16 protein-coding genes and 2 pseudogenes are annotated in these 21686 nt (G+C 39.9%); 13 read left to right on the plus strand and 5 right to left on the minus strand.

The genetic code is table 11. From position 1 onward, the window contains the following. Window positions 1-55: 55 nt before the first annotated feature. The 7 genes and pseudogenes from V7137_RS07755 to V7137_RS07785 all read left to right on the plus strand — a co-directional run. Window positions 56-2278, plus strand: a complete 2223-nt coding sequence (locus V7137_RS07755; protein ID WP_335697550.1) for a hypothetical protein — start codon at window positions 56-58, stop codon at window positions 2276-2278. A 15-nt stretch (window positions 2279-2293) separates the two neighbouring features. Continuing rightward, on the plus strand, window positions 2294-3508 hold the full coding sequence (locus tag V7137_RS07760; RefSeq protein ID WP_335697551.1) for a Gfo/Idh/MocA family protein: 1215 nt from the start codon (window positions 2294-2296) through the stop codon (window positions 3506-3508). A 151-nt stretch (window positions 3509-3659) separates the two neighbouring features. Further along, window positions 3660-5759 (plus strand): DUF5054 domain-containing protein, encoded by a 2100-nt coding sequence (locus V7137_RS07765; RefSeq protein ID WP_335697552.1) that lies wholly within the window; start codon window positions 3660-3662, stop codon window positions 5757-5759. A 49-nt stretch (window positions 5760-5808) separates the two neighbouring features. Further along, window positions 5809-7608, plus strand: coding sequence for a class I mannose-6-phosphate isomerase (locus tag V7137_RS07770; protein WP_335697553.1), 1800 nt, complete (start codon window positions 5809-5811; stop codon window positions 7606-7608). Beyond that, window positions 7601-8512, plus strand: a complete 912-nt coding sequence (locus tag V7137_RS07775; protein WP_335697554.1) for an ROK family protein — start codon at window positions 7601-7603, stop codon at window positions 8510-8512. Before V7137_RS07770 ends, V7137_RS07775 begins: the two co-directional genes overlap by 8 nt. A gap of 279 nt (window positions 8513-8791) precedes the next feature. Then, complete coding sequence (locus tag V7137_RS07780; protein WP_335697555.1) at window positions 8792-9421, plus strand: YesL family protein; 630 nt, start codon at window positions 8792-8794, stop codon at window positions 9419-9421. Between the two features lie 186 nt (window positions 9422-9607). Next, window positions 9608-9874, plus strand: a pseudogene (locus V7137_RS07785) (pyridoxamine 5'-phosphate oxidase family protein); the annotation flags it as partial. A 248-nt stretch (window positions 9875-10122) separates the two neighbouring features. On the opposite strand, the gene V7137_RS07790 reads toward V7137_RS07785, so the two are convergent. Continuing rightward, window positions 10123-11553 carry an FMN-binding glutamate synthase family protein gene (locus tag V7137_RS07790; protein WP_335697556.1) on the minus strand — a complete coding sequence of 477 codons (1431 nt, stop codon included), beginning with the start codon at window positions 11551-11553 and terminating at the stop codon, window positions 10123-10125. 187 nt (window positions 11554-11740) lie between these two features. On the opposite strand from V7137_RS07790, the gene V7137_RS07795 reads away from it, so the two are divergent. The 3 genes from V7137_RS07795 to glsA all read left to right on the plus strand — a co-directional run bounded on the left by V7137_RS07795 (window position 11741) and on the right by glsA (window position 14482). Further along, on the plus strand, window positions 11741-12490 hold the full coding sequence (locus V7137_RS07795; protein ID WP_335697557.1) for a YqjF family protein: 750 nt from the start codon (window positions 11741-11743) through the stop codon (window positions 12488-12490). Window positions 12491-12587: 97 nt separating this feature from the next. Next, window positions 12588-13094 (plus strand): hypothetical protein, encoded by a 507-nt coding sequence (locus V7137_RS07800; RefSeq protein WP_335697558.1) that lies wholly within the window; start codon window positions 12588-12590, stop codon window positions 13092-13094. Window positions 13095-13552: 458 nt separating this feature from the next. Continuing rightward, window positions 13553-14482: a glutaminase A gene (glsA, locus tag V7137_RS07805; protein ID WP_335697559.1), complete on the plus strand. Its 930-nt coding sequence runs from the start codon at window positions 13553-13555 to the stop codon at window positions 14480-14482. A gap of 256 nt (window positions 14483-14738) precedes the next feature. On the opposite strand, the pseudogene V7137_RS07810 reads toward glsA, so the two are convergent. Together V7137_RS07810 and V7137_RS07815 are read right to left on the minus strand one after the other, a co-directional pair. Beyond that, window positions 14739-14843 (minus strand): annotated as a pseudogene (locus V7137_RS07810) (NUDIX domain-containing protein); the annotation flags it as partial. Window positions 14844-15069: 226 nt separating this feature from the next. After that, a complete protein-coding gene (locus tag V7137_RS07815; RefSeq protein ID WP_335697560.1) occupies window positions 15070-15531 on the minus strand; it encodes a CoxG family protein in 462 nt (153 codons plus the stop codon). 587 nt (window positions 15532-16118) lie between these two features. Between V7137_RS07815 and V7137_RS07820 the strand changes: the two genes are divergently transcribed. Together V7137_RS07820 and V7137_RS07825 are read left to right on the plus strand one after the other, a co-directional pair. Continuing rightward, window positions 16119-18179: a DUF4179 domain-containing protein gene (locus V7137_RS07820; protein ID WP_335697562.1), complete on the plus strand. Its 2061-nt coding sequence runs from the start codon at window positions 16119-16121 to the stop codon at window positions 18177-18179. A gap of 206 nt (window positions 18180-18385) precedes the next feature. Beyond that, window positions 18386-19174: a nitroreductase family protein gene (locus V7137_RS07825; RefSeq protein WP_335697563.1), complete on the plus strand. Its 789-nt coding sequence runs from the start codon at window positions 18386-18388 to the stop codon at window positions 19172-19174. A gap of 291 nt (window positions 19175-19465) precedes the next feature. On the opposite strand, the gene V7137_RS07830 is transcribed toward V7137_RS07825, so the two are convergent. Continuing rightward, complete coding sequence (locus V7137_RS07830) at window positions 19466-20656, minus strand: MFS transporter (RefSeq protein WP_335697564.1); 1191 nt, start codon at window positions 20654-20656, stop codon at window positions 19466-19468. A gap of 333 nt (window positions 20657-20989) precedes the next feature. After that, window positions 20990-21313, minus strand: a complete 324-nt coding sequence (locus V7137_RS07835) for a DinB family protein (protein ID WP_335697567.1) — start codon at window positions 21311-21313, stop codon at window positions 20990-20992. On the opposite strand from V7137_RS07835, the gene V7137_RS30640 reads away from it, so the two are divergent. Continuing rightward, the gene (locus tag V7137_RS30640) at window positions 21312-21491 is read left to right on the plus strand and encodes a DUF6904 family protein (RefSeq protein WP_420490104.1); all 180 of its coding nucleotides are present in this window, start codon (window positions 21312-21314) and stop codon (window positions 21489-21491) included. The two genes, V7137_RS07835 and V7137_RS30640, sit on opposite strands and share 2 nt — an antisense overlap. The last annotated feature ends 195 nt before the right edge of the window (window positions 21492-21686 follow it).

A 21686-nucleotide genomic window follows, 5' to 3' on the forward strand; every position in this document is an offset into this window, starting at 1 on the left:
TTTATCGTACACCGGGTTTCTGTTTTAACCAGCCTACTATAGAAAGGAATCCGTCATGCGCTATTCTCTTATGTGTAAATCATTTACAGATAGTGAAGTATTAAACTATGAAAAAATCAATATAAATCTGGAAAACTATCAAGTTAATTTTTCATACTATCCTTACCATGCATTAGTAGAAACGCAACCACTTCCACATGGACAACGGTTGTCTCTTACATTGTCTTTTCAGGAAGATACAAGTTATCCAATGAATTTTACATTTGCTATGGAAGCGGAGCATTGGCTAAAAGACAACTATGTATTGATGCCCGGAGCGGTTTATAATGGCAATCGCTTTAAAAGTGTACCTCTTCCATACCCGCCATATTATGAACCTTCCCGGAACAGCCGATTTACAGATACCGAAGTCATTACAAGTATTCCACATCTAGATGTGGAGAAGAGGCAATCAAGCATCTCTTTACTTTCTGGGGATATGACATCGCCTTTATGCGGATTTTATGATTTTAACAGCCAATCCGGTTCTATTCTATTGGGTGAGCACCAATCCGGGAGTTATTATACAGGGTTTACCGTTAACGAAAATCAAACGGAGGGGCACGCTTCTTTTGAGATTTCTGTCCCGGGCGTACGAGAAAATACACAATACTTTTTTGGAGATCAAAACGATGGGCACGGCTTTCGTCCTGATGCTTCCGCACATTCGCATGATACTGGCGCCATGTTCAAACAAGGTGAATCACTCACGCTAACTGTTTGTGTCTTTCATTGGCAGCAAATATCTCTGCAAGACTTTTTCAAGCTGGTAAATAGAGCAAAAACTACTTTGGAAAACCCAAACGTCTTTTATAATGTGCCGTTCTATAAAGGTTATATCAGTATCAAAGAGAAATACCAAAAGGAAAACTTTACAGAGGAAGGATATTACTCTGTGGGAACTGATTGGAGCAAACCCCAACAGTGTTGGCAAGCAGGGTGGATTGGAGGAGGAATCAATAGCTATCCGTTTTTGCTGGAAGATTCATCCGAACCACAGCAACGGTCCCTGTCAACGCTCCGCTTTATTTTTTCGCAGTTGCAACATCCAAACGGATGGGTGTTCGGCATGTATGGAAACGGAAGATACTATGGCGATGGTGGCGAAAGTAACCCTGACACGATTTTGTTGGTTCGAAAAAATGCCGATTTGCTTTATTTCGTGCTCAAACAACTATACTGGCTTTCGGACAACCACCATTCCACAATAGAGTTTGATCAGCCCACAAAGGCCCTTTGTGATGCATTTGTACGGCTGTTCCAAACATACGGAAAGATTGGACAGTTTATTGATATTGATACAGAAGAAATCGTTGTAGGCAACTCAGCTGGAGCCTGTATGGCTGTGGGCGCACTGTCACTGGCAAGCGACTATTTTCAGTGTGAGGAATACCGCACTACTGCCGAGCGGCTCGGTGAGTATTATTACAACCATTATGTCAAAAAAGGTATGCTGAACGGCTGCCCTGGTGAAATTTGCCAAGCACCGGATAGCGAGGCGGCTTTCGCCATGCTGGAGAGCTATGTGCAGCTGTTTGAAACGACTAAGGATAGCATTTGGTTGACTTACGCAGAAGAAACCTGTGAAATTGCCATGACATGGGTGATGAGCTATGACTTTCATTTCCCTGAGGTTAGTACCGCAGCTACACGTGGTGTTCATAGCGCCGGCACAGTATTCGCAAATGCACAGAATAAGCACTCTGCACCGGGTATCTGCACGCTTTCGGGCAACAGTTTGCTCAAACTATATCGCTTTACGGGTAAAGTAGACTATCTGTATTACCTTCATGCCATTTCACACAGTTTGCCGCAGTTTGTATCTCTGGCTGAAAATCCGGAATATACGCTCGAAGGAAAATATTTACCTGCGGGTTACATGAATGAGCGTGTACAAACAAGCGACTGGGAGGGTAAAGACACCGTCGGAGAGTTTCTCTATGGCTCCAATTGGCCTGAAGTTTCCATGTTGCTTACCTTCGTGGAAGTACCAGGGATATATGTAGATTTTACCAGTCGCCTCTTACAAGTGTTTGACCATGTAGAATGCTCTATTACACAGTGGAATGCGGAATCTGTTGTGCTGAAAATATATAATCCTACAACATACGACACAACGGTTACAATTCTTGCAGATGAACGCACAAACACAAACCATGTGACGCACAATTACTTTAATAAAATGAGGACTATCCCACTTTCAGCCGGACAAGAGATACAAATTGAACTAACAATATAATAGGAGGAGTTTCTAATGTTGAATATTGGTATTATTGGATATGGCGTGCGGATCGACATGCTGATGGATGATTTATTCGCACTGCCATATGATGTCCGCATTAAGGCTATAACAGATACCAACCACGAACGTGTGCGGGCTCTAATGAAGAAAGATGGCTCTAAAGAAACGATGCATCAGATGGAAATTGATAAAATCGACGGACTTATGCGTAAATGCGAGATGAATCCAGACGCCATTACCTTTTATACTGATGCTGACGAAATGCTGGACAAAGAGCAATTGGACGGTGTGATCGTTGGAACGAACTGCACCACACATGCTAATTTCGCTAAAAAAGTGCTCAATCGCAACCTCCCGCTCTTTTTGGAAAAGCCGGTGGCTACTTCTATGGAAGATCTAAGAATACTAGCCGAGTGTGAAGCAACTGCAACGGCTCCCACGGTGGTATCTTTTCCACTGCGAGTCTCACCGCTTGTGCAAGAGGTAAAGCGCATTTTGGATACCGACATTATTGGAAAAGTTGAGCATGTACAGGCGTTCAACGACGTAACCTATGGTTTTGTATATTTCCATGACTGGTACCGTAATGAATCCGTTTCTAATGGACTTTTCCTGCAAAAAGCAACCCATGATATTGATATCATCAACTACCTGTTGGGAGAACAACCAATAAAAGTTTGCGCCATGAAATCCAAGCAGATTTTCAAAGGCGATATGCCGGCCGGCTTGCGCTGCAGTCAGTGCGAACGATGGGAAACCTGCATGGAAAGCACCTACAATATCATTAATGTGCGCAATGATACTCCGCGTAGCGATTATTGCAGTTTTGCGGTAGACACCGGAAACGAAGACTCTGGAAGCATGATAGTAAAATACGAAAGTGGCATGCACGTCATGTATTCGCAGAACTTCTTTGCCCGGAAAGGCGCTGGTCGGCGTGGGGCAAGGCTGTACGGCTACAAAGGCACCGTGGAATTTGATTTTCTTACAAGCGAAATCAAAGTATTTGACCATATGAGTGACAAAGTAACCACTGTCTGTCTTAATGATCAAAATTCACATCATGGTGGCGGTGATCGTGTGCTTATGCGCAATTTTGTACACTTGATGCAAGGAAGAACAACCGAATCTGTAGCTTCATTGAAGGACGGGATCCGCAGTACTCTTGTGTGTATGCAGGCAAAAGCTTCTTCTGAAAGCGAGCAATTTTATCCTGTCACTTTATAGAGAACCGGTAATGGGAAACTGAAAGTAAAGGGACGCTCGTATTACAATCCTTTTTTGATCATCCCAATAAAATCATATAAGAATGAGTAACCAATTTGTTCATTTTTTATTATCTAATCTATTATCTTAACTTGTTAACCATGGGAATGGAGTGATACTTGTGACAAAGACAATTAAAAAAGTGCATGTTATTTTCAAAACCCATTTGGATATTGGATATACGGATTTAGGAAAAAATGTAATCAAATGTTATATGGAGGATTTTATTCCCAAGGCGATGGAGTTATCCGAACAGTTAGCATGCGAGGAGGGAAATGTAAATTTCGTATGGACGACTGGTTCTTGGTTGATTAACGAATTTTTACAGACAGCTTCAGAGGAAAATCGAGTACGCATGGAGAAAGCGATCCGTGAAGGGCGAATGGTTTGGCATGGATTGCCGTTCACAACCCATACAGAAATTATGGATCCATTATTGTTTGAATTCGGCCTTTCTCTTTCCAAAAATTTAGATCGGCAGTTTGGAAAAACAACGATTGCTGCCAAAATGACCGATGTTCCTGGACATACGATAGCAATTGTCCCAATGCTGGCAAAACACGATATTCAATATTTGCATTTAGGTATCAATATGGTGTCGGAAAATCCGAAAGTACCAAAGGTATTCGTGTGGCGTGCAGCAGATGGATCGGAGATTATCGTCAATTATGCCGATAGCTATGGCAAACCTTTTCATATGGATGGACTCGAAGACGCATTATATTTTGCTCATACAGGAGACAATCATGGGCCTTCCACTTTGGAGGAAATTCGCGCATTGTTCGCACAATTGCAGCAGGAGTATCCCGGGGCGGAGATTGCGGCTTCAACACTTGATGCGTTTGCCGAAAAACTTCTTACAGTCAAGCATTTGCTGCCTGTCATAAATGAAGAAATCGGTGATTCGTGGATTCATGGCGTTGCTTCCGATCCATGGAAAGTGGCACGCTACCGGGAATTGCTTCGATTAAGAGACAAATGGAATGCAACTGGTCAATTGGATCCCGAAAGTGAGCAGTACGTACAATTTTGCAATCGTCTTATGCTGATACCAGAGCATACATGGGGAATGAATACATCGGTTTATCTCGTTGACTTTGCTTATTACTCTGCTGCCGATTTTGCAGCAGCAAGAGCTCGCGATGTTGTAGATGATACGAAGCTGAGAAAATACGATTACCTTCGCCAGGCTGCAAATGAGAGTAGAACATACGGTGACTACGAAAGCTCGTGGCAAGAACAGCGGGATTATATTGAGGAAGCAATTCGGGCGTTGCCGGAAGTGTTGGTGAACGAAGCAAGACAAACGTTGGAAGAATTGAGCCCACGGCATTCCATTGAAACTACTGCGTGCGCACAGCTTGTTCAGGACTCGACGGAAATCGAGATGAACGAGTGCTACGAATTGGGACAGTTTCAAGTAAGCTTCGCTGCTGACGGATCGATTGTTAGGCTTGTTGACCAATCGGGCAAGGAATGGGCAGATGACAATAAGCGACTGGGAATATTCCAATACGAAACATTCAGCAAAGAATGTTACGACAGGTTCTTCAAAGAATACGTGACCAATCTAGAAATCCATCACAGCTGGGCGGACAACGATTTTGGCAAACCAGGTATCGAATATGTAAAACCAAGGCCAAAACATCAACGATATCCGGCGGTATTACAATCGCTACATCTGAAGAGAAACACCGATTGTGACATCGTTCGAGCGAAACTGAAGTTGCCGAAGGAGGTTTGCGAACAATACGGAGCGCCTAAAAAGCTAGCTGTGATTTACACGTTCAATAAGGATGAGCCAATTGTTGATATTGAATTACATTGGAACGATAAGCAAGCGTGTCGCCTTCCGGAAGCAAGCTGGTTTTCCTTTGTACCGCTTGTCGACAATCCGAACGCCTGGTTCATGGATAAACTGGGAGAACGGATCTCCCCGTTGTCTGTTGTGAAGGACGGCAATCGGAATATGCATGGTGTTAACTCCGGTCTTTACTACGAAGGTGCGGACGGAAGGGCCGTTATTGAAACATTGGATTCTCCTCTTGTTTGTCCGGGTGAACCGCGTTTGCTGCAATTCGACAACACCTATGCTCCGTTAACCGGTGGATTCCATTTCAATTTGCACAACAACGTATGGGGTACGAATTTTATGATGTGGTTCGAGGATGATATGAAATTTCGTTTCAGACTGAAGTTGCGATCAAATTAACTTTTTAGAACAAAAGAAAAATGTATTGAGGAGAAAGGAAGAAAAAGTCATGTTTGAAAAAAGACCATTAAATCCGATTCGTCAAGCTGTTCTTGAAAACGGCATTGAAGAAGGTTATAGTGCTCTCCTGCAGCGAGTGATATCACGGGCTGATAGTAAAGGCGGCAACGTCTTCACACTTGTAATAGACGGTACACATGGTGCAGATTTTCATGCCCTACTGAAGGGCTTAATCCCTTATGCTGAAGACCACGGATTTCGCTTTGCTGCTGTAGACACGTATAGCTATTTAAAATCCGGAACAGAGCTGAGGAACCATTTCCGTCAGAACATTACGGATAATCGCGCTTTCGGCTATGTTGCAGAGCAGAAGATTGACGAATATTTCCAAAGCAGAGCGCAGCACAATTTTGCAGAGTATGCAGCAAGGTTAACGGAGACAACAAGTGAGAGGTTATTGTTGGTTGTTTTTGGCCCTGGCGCCTTATGGCTTTCCGATGGTCGTTGCGATGCTTCGCTGTTTCTCGATGTTTCACGGGAATACCAGGAAATAGCTCATAAAGGCAGCTTACTGAACTTTGGGTTTAGTTGGAATATCGACGCTTTAGAAAAATACAAAATAGCCTATTTTGTAGAGTGGCCGCTGCTGGAGGGATACCGTAAGGAGCGACTGAAAGCTTTTGATTGGTATGTCGACATGAACGACCCGAGTTGTCCTGTCCTATTGACCATTAGTGATTTGCTGGCCGTTATCCGCGACATCGCAAGTTATCCGATGCGTGTTAAGCCGTTTCTAATGCCAGGTGTCTGGGGTGGACAATATTTAAAGCGAATCGCTGATTTGCCTGCAGACATGATCAACTGTGCATGGAACTTTGAGCCAATCGCCCCAGAAAATTCGGTGCTTGTATCGAAGGGAGAGCATGTTGTTGAAATTCCATTTCTACTCATAATGGCGTTTTCTCACTTGGAAATAATCGGACAGCGCAATGTTAAGTTGTTTGGTGATTATTTTCCTGTCCGATTCGACTTTTTAGATACGATGGATGGTGATAATCTATCCTGTCAGGTCCATCCAAAGCAGGCCTACCTCCGTGAAAACTTCAATGGATTCATGGAACAGCAGGAGTCTTATTACATTATGGAGAAACAAGGCGACGCCAAGGTATACCTCGGATTAACGGAAACATGCACGGAGGAGTCGTTCCGAGAAGCGGTAGAAACATCCCAAGAGACAGGAGACCCGATTCCTTTTACGGAATACGTGCAAGAATGGCCGAGTGAGAAGGGTGGCTTGTATCTCATTCCGACAGGTACCGTCCACTGTTCAGGAAAGGACAATTTCGTACTAGAAATATCTGCGACGACGTGGTGGTTTACATTCAAAATATACGATTACGTGCGTAAAGATTTGGATGGAAAATTGCGTCCAATCAACCTCGAGTATGCATTCGACAATATCGATTTCTCGCGGAAAACCGATTGGGTGCAAAATAACTTGATTCATCAGCCGAAACTCCTTAAGCAACAAGGCAGCAATGAGGAGTATGTGCTTGGAGAACGTGACGATTTGCTCTTCTATGTAAACCGCATCCATCTAGAAGACCGATGGGAGGACGAAACAGAGGACGAGTTTGTTCTACTAAATCTGGTTGAGGGCGATCGCGTTCGTATTATGTCATTGGATGATGAAGATATTTATGTCGAATTTGGTTATGCTGAGTCTTATATCATACCAGCCTCTTTTGGTGCGTATGCCATTGTGAATTTGAGCAGCACGCCGTGTAAACTGATCAAAGCAGGCGTATCAAGGAAATGGAACGTTAGCTTGGTTGATGCAGATGCATGATAACGTATTGGCCTTTGATGTAGGTGGTACGTATGTGAAGGCTGGTATCATACGTAGCGACGGTACCCTTGCGGAACCTATTGTGGTGTATCCATCCCGGTCGGAGGAGACGAGGGAGGAGTTACTGCAGCATTTTTCTTTGCTTGTTAAGGATCAAGGGAAGAGGGTTAAAGCGGGGGAGGCGATCCGGGGTATAGGATTTGCGTTCCCAGGTCCATTCGAATACGAAACCGGCATATGCCGAATACGAGGTCTAAATAAGTTTGAATCGTTGTACGGTGTTAATCTCAAAGAGGAATTGACGAACAGAATTGCCGTATTACCAGAGCTGCATGGAAGATGGAGTGATTCTCCGGTTATCGCCATCGAAAATGACGCTGCTCTGTTCGCGTTAGGTGAATGCGCTTACGGCGTGGGCAGGCCCTATCCGAGAACTATTTGTTTAACGATTGGCACGGGATTCGGCTCCGCTTTTGTGAGCAGCAACCGGTTGGTCAAACAGGGCGAAGGGGTTCCTCCTGAAGGTTGGTTATACCGACTGCCTTACCGGGACGGAATAATTGATGATTACATCTCTCGGAGGGGAATCATTCAGCTTGCTCATGAGATGGGGATCAAGAACATAGTAGTTGGGGATAACGATGTGAAATGTTTGGCGGAACGAGCCTACTTAGGAGAAGTGCTGCCGGTACAATTGTTCTGTGAGTCCGGTGAAAGGATAAAAGAGATTCTGAAGCCTTTTATCCAATCGTTTCAACCTGATGCCATACTTATCGGTGGGCAAATTGCCAAAAGCGCAGATTTGTTCAATTTATGTCAGATTGCGAGCGTTCCCGTTCGTATGACAACCGATCTGTCGGTTAGCGCATTAAAAGGTGTTTATCAGCTCTTTCAAAAATCATGATAACACTATGAAAATCAACTTCTGTAATTCAGAGAAAAAACGCTATACTAAAGAGGACGCAGCTCATTTGTTTTAAAAAAATAGTGGAGAGCGCCGAATTCATCGATCTATGGTAAATAAGTGAACTGGATTAAGAGGCTTTAGGTTCTTCGAGCGTAACGGTGTATCCTAAACTTTCGAGTCGTCTCAGAGAATACCGGACAATTGATTGTTGTCTCTGCTTATCAAAGTAGTCTTCACCTAAGTCTACATACATTTCTTTTAACAAGGAGGTTCATTATGAACAGGTTGTTCGATCAGTTTAATGTAATTGGGGAATGGTTATTTAGAATCATGCTTTTAAACCTGTTATGGCTTGGGTTTACCTTGTTAGGCGGAGTCATCCTAGGATTTTTTCCGGCTACTGTTTCACTTTTTGCCGTAATGAGAAAATGGATAAGAAGGGAACATGAAATTAATACCTTTAAATTCTTTATTAGAAACTTTAAGAATTCTTTTGTACAAGCAAATATTCTAGGACTTGTGATTGTGGTGATAGGAATTCTTTTAGCGGTGGATTTACATGTTTCACAAAAGTATATCGGTATTCCTTTTATACACTTCGTTTTATTGTTGATCATCTTACTTTATAGCATTAGTGTCCTATTCTTTTTTTCAACGTTTGTCCATTATGAACTGAAAACGTTCTTCTATCTAATCCAATCATTTTTCATGAGTATTATTAAGCCGTTATATAGTTTACTTGCTCTTTTCATTTTCTTGGCAACAATAACTGTCTTCTATCTCCTTCCTGTTCCAACGGTGCTTTTTGCGGGACCGATGCTGGCCTATCCGATCATGTGGATTGGAAATAGAGTTTTTACATCATTTGATAATCAAAAGTCACATAAGAAAACCTTTTTTGCATAAACATCAAGGTTCGCGGAGCATATTCAATACCGAAATTCAGTAATAGACATTGGAAACGATATTGTATAATGAAACAAAAGAAAAATACGAACCATACAAGCCGGATGATAGTAATATTCTTCCCCCTTTCAGGAACAGTAGGCGGCGCCACCTCTGTATTTAACCTAGTATATTGCTGGAATCATTCTATCCCGCTCTCTTTTTCTAGTAATCTCTACTTCTGGTGCTTCTGGATATTGCGATGTTTCACCTCGTGGAGACATGCCTGGGTTTGCTCTTGTACTTGATGAAAAACATATCATTATTCCAGAACGGCCAGGGAATAAAAGAATAGATACAATGCGGAATATTTTATCCAATCCAAAGGCAGGTCTTCTTTTTCTGATTCCTCGACTGGGGGAAACATTAAGAGTGAATGGAAAAGCATACTTGGTGAAAGATGACATTCTCCTTTAACAAATGGCTCATCATGGAAAGACAAAAATTCCCGACATGACCGAAAAAGACTTGAACAAAGCACTCCAAGAAGATTATTTGACCGAACTCTACTAATGGAAGGTAGAGACGATTCCTTTTGTGCCAGACCCGTCCCGTAATGCTTAAGGGTCCATTGGAGGTATAATAATTTACTCTCTTGAGTAACGAATCGATAGTAAATTTAAAAGAAGAAGCAGGAAAAATGAAGGATTTCCTGCTTCCATTCAAATTTCGGAGCAGGAAACCGATTGTGAATCTTTTTCTTCCCATGGTTCAAAGGAAAACGGAATTCCAATCATTTTAGCGGTCAATTCATCATAGGACACTAAATCCTTTCTTGACAACTCTTTTAAAGAACGTTTTCCCATTGCTCTTAATGCCATTTTTATTTCTTCTGTACTTGCTGTTAAGAATTTCTCTGCTGTTTTTACCCCTTCTTCAACCTTAAATTGATCCTTGAACTTCCCGTCATACCAAATAGCCTGTGTAGGCGGTTCAAATGGAAGTGCATTCAACACTTGATCATGTGCAAGAGCAAACAACATGGAAGAGCCTAAATAGACAGCGTCGGCTCCGAGTGCAAGCACTTTTAAAAAATGACCGGGGACTAAAAGCCCTCCTGAAACGATTAAACTAATCTTTCCCTTCATCTTTCTTTTTTCTAGATGATTAGCAGCTCTAACTACCGCATGCAATGTCGGGATCCCAAAGTCATCAAATAATATAGGCGGTGCACCATGCATGGCTGCTTGTCCGCCGTCAATGGCAATAAAATCAACCCCCATAAAGATTAAATGATCAATATCTTCCTCAATTTTTCCGCCTGCGCCAATTTTGACGCCGATTGGAACTCCACCTGATACGACGCGAAGTTCCTCCAGAAGCAGCTTTAAATCTATTAGTGTTTGATTTTCACAAAAATGTTCATATATAATAGCTTCCTGATTTTCCTTAAGTCCCATCACTTCACGGGCACGACCTGTTAAATTTTTAGGAGAAATTTTCCCGCCCGTCCCAAATAATGCGCCTTGTCCTAACTTAATTTCTATCATATCTGCCCGCTTAATTAATTCTTCTTCCTTTGCCCATTCTGTTTTGGAGAACTGTAAAATATACTTTCCGGCCTTATTTAGTTCCTCAGGTAAGACTCCCCCTTCACCAGAATTAATTGCGGTTCCTGCATTATTAGCTGCTTCTGCTAAAGAGAGTCTCACTTCTTCACTGAGGGCAATCCCATAGGCCATCCCGCTGATCATTAACGGGATTTTTATTTGCATTGGTTTTTTTGCATTTGGCCCAATGCTAACCTGCACATCGACATCTTCTTCTCCGTCTATAGGAAAGGGTGTTGTTTGGGCAGGGATAAAAGTAATGGGATCTAAATGCGGCCATTTTTTTGAAGAGCCCATCGGGCGGTGGAGAACGTCGCCTGTTTCAGCACGCAAGCTATTTTCAAGCATATTTTGAATGCCCATATGCCGGAGTCCCGGCATCAACTCCATTACATTTTCTTGATAACTGTCGGTTAAAATAATTTTTCCCATTTGCTTTACCATTCGTTTCATTAACCAACGCCACCCGAAAAGCATGAATACAAAAACTATAAAAATAAATGTCACCATTGCAAAAGTAAAATAATAAAAAATGTTCGACATGTTTATTGCTCCATACTCAGCATATTTTCAATAAGGATTTCCCTCATTCTTATTATATCCAAAAACAGGAAAATCATATAAATATCAAGTTAATGCTTTAAAAATAGTTGAGCTTTTTGTATCCCTATCGTATTAAATTTTTATTTTCCACCAAACTATGGACATATAAAAACAGGGGGATCATTTCATGAATATAATGAATGATATTGTTCATCGTCCTTGGCCATTACCTTCGAAATATTGGATTATGCGACAAACATGGAGAAATCTATTGTTCTTGCATTGGCCTATTCCACTTGAAAAACTACGGCCGCATATTCCTTCTTCTTTACAAATTGACACCTTTAATGGCTCCGCATGGTTAGGTGTCATTTTATTCGTGTTAGAGGGAATCTATCCCCGCGGAATATCAGCTGTTTCCGTTACCCCTAAATTTCCTGAAATCAATGTAAGAACATATGTTAAATGCGATGGCAAACCCGGTATTTATTTTATGTCTATTGATGTTCAGAACTGGGCTTCCTTAATTATTGCAAAGAGATGGTATCGTTTACCCTATCATTCGGCGCAGATTTCTTTTCGAAAAGAAGGACAATCCTTTCATTTCCAGAGCATTCGTAAAGGAAATTCGAATACTCCTATTTCATTTAAGGGCAAATACGTTCCCGTATCGGAAGTGTATTTTCCAAAAGAAGGAACGGTGGATCATTGGCTTACTGAGCGATATTGTCTCTATAGTTCAAATAACGGGGGCAACATCTATTGCGGTGAGATACACCATCAGCCTTGGCCATTACAAAAAGCAGAATTAGAAATAGTCAGGAATACCCTTTTTACACCTTTTCATTTTGACCTTTCTGAAGTAAAACCGATTGCTCATTTTTCCACAGGTGTGGATTCGCTAATCTGGAATATTAAGAAAAGACGGATCAAGTAAAAATTAATCAATCGGAATTTTTGTATAAATAAAAAACATAATATTTGATACTTTAAAGAATAATGAAAAAGATACTATCAATTAAAGGAGGAGCGTAATGGGTAAGAATAATATAAAAATTGCATTCTCTTTAGCAACATTAATTCTTCCTTGGCTAACCGTCCCTTTTATGGGGAAACGAAATTTTTTTAGATTTTTGCCTGTTGCAAGTTTTACCAATTTGTTTTTAAGTGTATTTAGTCTTATCTGTTATAGGAAAAAATGGTGGATAACTAAAAATCCTCTATCACCTGGGCCAATAGATTTTACATATATATTAGGGCCTTATTTTGTAGCAACGCTTTGGATATTTAAATTAACATTTGGGAATTTCCCAAAATACTTAATGACAAATATGGTATTGGATCTTATTAACGCTTTTCCTATGCCTTACATTGGGAATAAGGTTGGAGTTGTCAAATTTATAAAGATGAAAAACATTGCTTGGTATTTTATATGTGTATTTTTGGCGATTATTATCTATGGCTTTCAGTACGTTGTGGAAAAATCAATTAAGAAAGCAGCTAGTTTTAAAAACACAGAGTTATCAAGTAATAAAAATTAAGATGAGGTTTAAAGAAATATAATAAATGAATGGAATGCATTATTTCATACGTTTGATAATGCTGAAAGTTGTTGAACAGCACTAAATCTTAGATTTTAGAAATCTAATGTTTAGTGCCGTTCAACAGTTTCGGTATGCCGATCTGGACTAGCCTTTTCAGCTTTACTAACCCTTATTCTTATTTTTTACAATTTTTAGAAAAATATCAGATGTTATGTAGTTGTAAATGTTCCTAAATAATTGGAGTGACCGTAGTTGTAAATTCGAGATTTATTTGTCCTTGAAAATGATACAACCTTCCAGCAACTTAATCATTGTAAAAATACATTTATGAACATTTAATAGTTTAATTTGTAACTAATTTTTGGGACTAAATACCTTAAAAATTAATTTCTTTAACCATCATATTGGTGAATGGCCATCTTATCATTCGCCAATACTACCATGGGTGATGTATAATGCCGTGTCAAAAAAGCGATGAATTACAGCAATTTGTGGAAGAAGCAAAAGGATATACACATTTGGGCAAGGTTGCAGACTATATTCCCGAGCTGGGTAAAGCAAATCTTGGTGATTTATCAATAGCGATTCATTATCCTGACGGAAGATGCATCTCAGCGGGAGATATTGATAAAAAGTTTACACTGCAAAGTATCTCAAAGGTGATCAGCTTGGCTCTGGTTTTAATGGAAAGAGGCTATCACTATGTTTTTGAACGAGTTGGAATGGAGCCAACAGGAGACCCGTTTAATTCGATTGCCAAGCTGGAAACAATGGCTCCGGCCAAACCGTTAAACCCGATGATTAATGCCGGGGCGCTTGTCGTTACACATATGATAAAAGGGGATTCAGTAGAGGATCGGTTTAAACGGTTATTAGGCTTTATCAGGGAATTGGCCGACGACTCTTCAATTGGCTTTTGTGAAAGGGTAGCACGTTCTGAATTTGAATCGGCTGATTTAAACCGGGCATTATGTTATTTTCTCAAGCAGCATAACATCATCATGGAGGATGTTGAAGCATTATTGGATTTGTACACAAAACAGTGTGCCGTCGAAATGAATTGTTTGGATTTAGCGAGGATCGGTATGATTTTTGCGATGGATGGTATTGATCCTCTTAACGGGAAACGGATTATGCCCGACGATGTAGCAAGAATTTGCAAAACTTTTATGGTTACGTGCGGAATGTATAATGCATCAGGTGAATTCGCCATCAAAATAGGGATTCCGGCTAAAAGTGGTGTATCAGGCGGAATCCTGGGGGCGGTTCCTGGTAAATTTGGAATTGGAATTTTTGGCCCTTCATTGGATGAAAAAGGGAACAGTGTTGCCGGTCTTAAACTTTTGGAACTTTTATCAAAAAATTATCGGCTGAGTATGTTTTAAATGAAATCCCATCGGTTTAACTGATGGGATTATTTTATGCACACCTAGATAAATAATTTTCCATATATCAAGATTTTGATTTTATCTGTGATAAATTAGCATTATAGTTTCATATTATAGGGAAATTATCCAATGAGAGGGGACAGCCAACGGATTATATTGAAGATTTGCGTAAAATAATTGGAACCCGGCTGCTGAATCTAGTAGGCGCAGTTGTGGGGGCAATAGATGATGAAGGAAAAATTTTGTTGCAAAAAAGACTTAAAGGGATAATTTCAACTCCTGTTTCTTCAACCACTTCCCGTCTTGCTGCTTCTTCTGCTGATTCTCCTAATTCTAAAAGTCCTCCAGGAAGCACCCAGTGATAAAGTGTTCTTGAGGATTCTTTTTAGGTTGAGGGATACAATTACAACCAATTCAAAGGCGGTAGTTCTTTGAATAACTTTATATATCATTATTAAGATTCATGAATGAAGAACGTATCACTGGCTTTAGTGAAGAGTTATATCCTTCTTACATACCATTTGGGACAGCACCCTCAATCCTTTAATGCTTAATGGAAGTGGGGGACTTCCCCTTTTTTGGTGCTAAACATTAGATACAATGTTATTAAGCTCCTCCAATTTAGTGGAAATCGCGATCACCATATCCTTCGTTCCTTTAGGAAGCTGCGATTTTAAGACAGCATTCACCACAGGCCCCAATGCGCCACCGGCCGTGAGTTCAAGAAAACCTGTTATCCTCGTTTTGTTTTTATCGACCGCCTCTGCCAGGAAGTATCCATCACCTGAAAGTCCCTCATTTACCCCCTTCAAATGAAAAGTAACCTTTGTCGGTTCAATCCATTCTTTTATGGTGACCATCAGACTAATCTTTTTCTTTATGAATCCAATGTTACTATAAAACTCCCAAGTAGACTGACGGTTCGTAAACTTTCGATGTTGAATATATCCAGGAATAAGAGGAGCCCAATTATCCATATCCTTAACAAAATTCCAAACCTTACTAATCGGTAAATCTACCTCAACTTGATGCATTCCAGTTGGCATTCATTTACCCTCTTTCCAGTTCAATAATAAGACCTTCCTTTATTTATATGTTCCCTCCATTAAAGGGAGATTTGTCCCCCATGTTCCGGGTGAAGGATATCTTAATGGTTTCGAATGTAACGTGACTTGAATTCTATAAGAAATGCAGTGTCATTTTATATGGACTTCCTTCAAAGTCAGTAACATCTACACCGTAAGCTTAAATGTCCAATCTATTTTTTATGACACGATAAATAGCTAATTTCAAGAAAAGGAGATATAGTCCAATTATTAGTTTGTTGTATTATAATAAAAGTATTGGTTGGGATTTTCTTGAAAATGTGTGAGGGTTTTGGAAGAGGCACTATTACATGGGGATGTCATAAACATAGAATCGAAAAGCTAGAGCTTGAATCGGAAAGTATTAGTAGAGACGATATTTATTAATCAGTTTAATAAACGATACCGGGCACTCTCCAAGAAAAAAGTATTTACTTGCCGTTGTTGTGATGAGCCCGTTTTTTTGAAAATATGAACAGAATGATAGAGAATTCAATATGCAAATACAATTGGTTTAAAGAGAATTTTAAAGAGGGGGGAACACATTTATGATCCCAGCAAAGATAGATTCCATTTCAATCACTATGTTAGAAGAAAAAGGCGAGGAATCCATCGTCGATTGGTTCGATCAGCATAAACAATCATTCTATCCTCTGGGTTGGTCCTATCTTAGGACTCAGCAGCAAATGGAAGAGCTTTTTTACCGGTCCATTATAAAAGTCCACAAGGAGTTGCCTCGATTTAAAAGAGAAACAGCATTCGAAACGAGGGTTACATCCATTTTCATAGATACCTGCCGGGAGCTTTCTGATAATAGAAGTTTACAAGCTTCAGTGGAAAGTGAACCACGTCAGGATTTATTTAAAGCACTTGATCAATTGAAAGAGTACGAGAAAGAAGCGATTGTTCTTACATATGTAAAAGGACTCTCTAAGGAGGAAGCAGCACATCTTCTCCAAGTATCAGTGGAAAAGATGAAAGAGCATTTGTTTTCCGGTATCCAGTCGCTTAAAAAAGAAATGGGGTACGGATCAGCCATGAATGGCTGTAAGGAGTATCATAAGGATTACACCGATTACTTAGAAAGAGCCATGGATCGGTCGAAAAAGGTTGGATTCGAGGTACATATTTATCATTGTCAAGAATGTCAGGAGGATTTGGCTTCCTTTCAGGATGTCATGTTAACTATGTTAAATCTTACTGAAAGGATTGAGGATTTCCATGTGCCATCAGATTTTATGGAAAACGTCAAAGCTAGACTGGCAGAAAAGGAAAAGCAAAGAAAACAGAAGAACAAGAAACGTATAAGAATGGGGATTATTTTTGCAAGTGTTTCCGCATTATTAATGGCAATAGAAGTTTTTACAGGGTCGTTTACCAACCTCTACTATACATGGACAGAAGAAAATCAGCAATTGCGTGCCTTTCTGCAACAGGACCTGGGTGAAAGGCTTAACCTAGAAGCGGAAAGTAATGGGGTTAAAATTAAAATCAATAGTGCGATTGCTGATGATGTTCAGACGCTTGTTTTTTATGAAATAGAAGATACAGATGAAGACAATCAATATGTGATGAACTATGATGATGGGGTTTTGGTGGAGAACGAATATGAAATCATGAGCCATGAAGCAAATCCAAGGTACTATCCTCCTGACCTTCAATCGGATGTAAATAACGAAGAAAAGAACGTGTATCAGGGGAAGATTAGTCTGCTGCCACTCTCCAAGGATAACGGGACAATCAAACTAAAGATTACAAAGCTTCAGAAATTGATTCATGATTCCTCTGACCGGAATAGTATTATGGCTTACGAGAACGAAACAGGGGAGTGGAACTTCGAGATCCCTGTAACAAAACAGCCCTCTATCGAATATGCATTAGATGAAGAAACAAAAGTCGAGGGAATCCCGGTTCGATTTGATAAACTAACCATTGCTCCCACAGCGACGATTCTGCAATATGCTATTAAAAATGAACAGACAGAGAAGCAGATCGACTTTCTGAATATTGACAATCTAGAAGTGAACAATAAAAAAGTGAAAGCTGATATGTATGGCAGCTCTTCTTCACAACAAGACATAAATTGGAGTACTTTTCAAACACACTTTGACCCACTTTTTGGAGAAAAACCAAAAGAGGTCAACGTTCAATTCGGATCTATTTATTTAACTGTTCAAGACCCAAAAACCATCGAACTGGATGCTTCTAAGGAATTTCCTCAAACCTTTGAATATGCAGGCAGTACAATCTCCATCGACAAGGTGGAAGTTGGACAGCCTACCAATGTTGCCATAAGCAATCATGAAATTAAGAATCGAGCATATGAGTCGCTTCAATTCCAGATTGTGGGTGAGGATGAAAATGAACCTAGTTCAATGGAGATGAATTCTGAAGGAGTGCTTGTTGATAAAAACGGAATCGAATATGATACGTATGAAATCCCTGTCGCATATGAAGAAATCGAGCAGCCCCGTTATTTCGAAACCGTTCAAAGCGTGAAGTTAGACGGTAACAACGCTGGAGAGAAAGTGATTCCTAAAAGGCTGGAGATTTTTGGATATAATACAACAAAATATTTGGATGATGTTGTGAAGATTTCGTTGGATTAACATGTAAAGGTAGAGAGGTACTTCAGCAACATGATAAATGTTTCAGTTGATTATATAAGTTTTGGGATCATAAACACCGGTATAGTAGGTGCGGTGAATTTGTCTCTTTCGAATTCGTTCTTAATGGAAAACTGAACTTTTTAAAAAGTCCTTGTAATATTTATTTTCAAAACATTCATTTTAAATGTTATAGTTTTTTTAAAGGAGTGATTGCTTTGGAATTAAACGATGTGATAAACGGGCACAGATCCATACGAGAATATGAAGATAGAGAAGTAAGACAAGAACTGCTAGATCAAATACTCGATGCGGGCATTCGTGCCTCTTCAAGTGGCAATATGCAATCTTATTCGATTGTCGTCACAAAAGATAAAGAGCTTAAGAAAAAATTATACACCGCACATATGGAACAATCGATGGTTGTTGATGCACCTATACTATTAACCTTTTGTGCTGACTTTAATAGAATGAGAAAATGGCTTTCGCTCAATGATGCACCTGTACATTTTGATAATTTCATGAGCTTTATGATAGGTGCCATTGATGCGACTTTGGCAGCACAAAATTGTGCATTAGCAGCAGAGAACGCTGGGCTAGGTATTTGCTATATGGGTTCAACGCTTGCAAATTGCAATCAAATTGGTGAACTACTAAACTTACCGCCAAATGTCGTACCAATTGTGGGTTATTCATTAGGCTATCCTGCGGAAAACCCTGCCCCACGTGATCGACTGCCAATGCATGGACTTGTTCACTACGACCAGTATCGTGATTATTCAGATGAAGATATTCTAGAAATCTACAAAGAGAGAAATGAAAAGGGATGGAAACGCTATATGGATATCCCTAAGCTTAAAGAAATGACAGAACGATTAGGATTAAAGAATCTTGCTCAAGTCTATACCATTGCCAAGTATACGAAAGAATCTCATCACGAATTTTCACAGACAGTGCTGAATTACTTGGAGCAGAACAATTTTATGAATAATGAGTGATGGTTTTCTAAGCTTTGAGGCAGTGCCTCATGCCTGTTCAGAAGTACCCCGGAAAAGAAAAATAAAAGGATTTCTTAACCTTCTATCAGAAGGAATCTCATGTTCAGCATCCTGTGAAAGAGTCTTTGTTGTTTTACCAAATGGGATTGAAGAGGGAGAGGCATTTTAAAGAAGTATCAAAGAACACTTCAACGTTCTTGATACTTCTTTCTTCTTTTATTATGCCATGGAAAGATTTTGTCCATCTGAAGGTATCAAAACGAAGATGCCAAAGCGTACGTAGATTCTCTCTTATACGGGTTTTGTTTGTTTTTGGTCCAAGTGATGACTTAGGAAAGTAAGAAGACTGGCAAAGATAGCAATCAACCCGCCGACCAATGTCACACTTATCAAATTTCCTTGATGGTAAACCATTCCGCCTACTGCGGAACCCAAAGCGATACCGATATTGCTTGCGACTGGCATCAGTGAAGCAGCGAGTCCTGTCGCTTTTGGTTGATAAATACCGGCAAGGTCAATCAAATAAAGCTGGGTAGATGTTGTTAAAAGGATAGCCATTAATGACATCAAGCCAATGTTAATCAATCCAAAGATTAAATTATTTGTCGTCCAATATAAACTGACCAGAACAATGGCTTGCACAAGGAAAACCATTCGAAGGCGCCCGATCGCATTGTAGCTGGCAATTTTACCAGCGAGTATGTTGCTGAAAATTGAAATAAATCCGTAGCCAAACAAGATCAAACTGATTGAATTACTTGGTGCTTCCATTCCTTTCAGGATCGGAACAAGATACGTATAAACGGCATACGTCGCTCCAAATCCTAGAGATGGAATGAAAAACGCCATTAAGATTCGTGGGTTTGTCAACAAAGAAAATTGATCACGCATCGAACTGCGAAATTGACTGAGCTTATTAGGCAAAATGAAGAAAGATGCTAAAAACGCAATTCCACCCAGAAAAGTCGTTAACAGGAAGGTTGCATTCCAGTTGTACCATTCAGCGATTACAGTGCCAATTGGTACTCCAACCACGTTTGCAAGAGTAAAACCACCGAAAACAAATGATATAGCAAGTCCTCGTTTTGCATTTGGAATGGTTTCACTTGCAACAATCATGGCAAGAGAGATTAATACTCCGGTTACTATCGCCGTCATCATCCGAAGTACAAGGAGCATGATGTAGCTCGTCGAAATCACACACAAAGCATTCAGAATGATGAACGATCCTATCAAATACAACATCCATTTACGCTTAGGGAAATGACTTGTTGCTGACATCACGAGTGGTGTGGCAATGGCAAACGTAATGGCAAACGCAGAAACGAGTGTACCCGCTTTTGCATTTGTTATATGAAGGCCCGAGGAAATATCGGTTAAGATCCCGACAATAACAAATTCGCTTGTCCCGAGAACAAATGTTAATAAAGAAAGTGTAAAGATGAGCAACCAATGACGCTTGGATAATTCAGTAGAGTACATAAATACCTCTTTTCTTAGATGAATGTATATGTGAAACAAGGTAGTAAACAATTTAATCATCATACCATAAAACATTTTTACTAGGTAAGTCTATACTTTTTACCAGCCATTTATTATCTACAATCTTAAAAGACCACTCCATATTACGTTGGAAGTGGTCATTGTTTAATATTCACAATAATAATTTTTGATTTTAAATAATCAGGAAGTTATCCATGACCCTTGTAATTTTAAATTTTGAATAATTTGGCCAGTATGGTAAGCATCGTGCAAAATAATACTAGAAAGTCTTCCTGCTTGCGTTGTTCCATTTTCTAAATTTGTTAAATCGTCTTAGGTTAATTTCCCTATTACATTTTGCAGCTGACGATGTACTTGTTCCATCTTAGCTTGGATTTCTAACCAGCTTTTTTCGTCATTATTAGATGTAAAGGTTTCGTTATTGTTTTGAACGGTAGTTGTTATTGGTTTTCCTTCAAGTTTGTTTAACAATTGTTCTTTATAAAAAAGCAGATGACTGGCAGTTACCCATATGCTGTTTACCGCTATGCCATTAGGCTTCCAATTTGCTTGATCCACTGTCAGTCCTTCAAGGGGTGTTTTAAGTGGTGGATACCAATCTTCTTGATTAAATAAGTGCCTGTCACCACCCTTGATGGGTAACCGTGAGGTAGAGTTTGTTGGAAACGGATTGCATCAAGATATGATGAGGCATTTATCCATCGTTACAAATGACCAAAATGTATATTTTGCCTTCAACGTATTATGGCCGGAACTCCTTTTTGTTACAACGGCACTCAATGATTTGTTAGACTATAGGCCAATTCCGCTATAACTCAGGTTAGACTGTTTCAAGCAGCCATTACAAATCCGATGCAATAAGCAGCAAAGGGGGAAAACGAATGGGAGATTATCAAAAGCTATTAGAGTACATACCTTACTTTGAAAATGAAGAAGTAGAATTTTGCAAATGGGAATCTGGATATCCAGATTATGATGAAAAGTTACATGAATTTATTGAGAACACATA

It is taken from the genome of Neobacillus drentensis, assembly GCF_036962765.1.
GTDB classification, from domain to species: Bacteria; Bacillota; Bacilli; order Bacillales; family Cytobacillaceae; genus Neobacillus; species Neobacillus drentensis_C.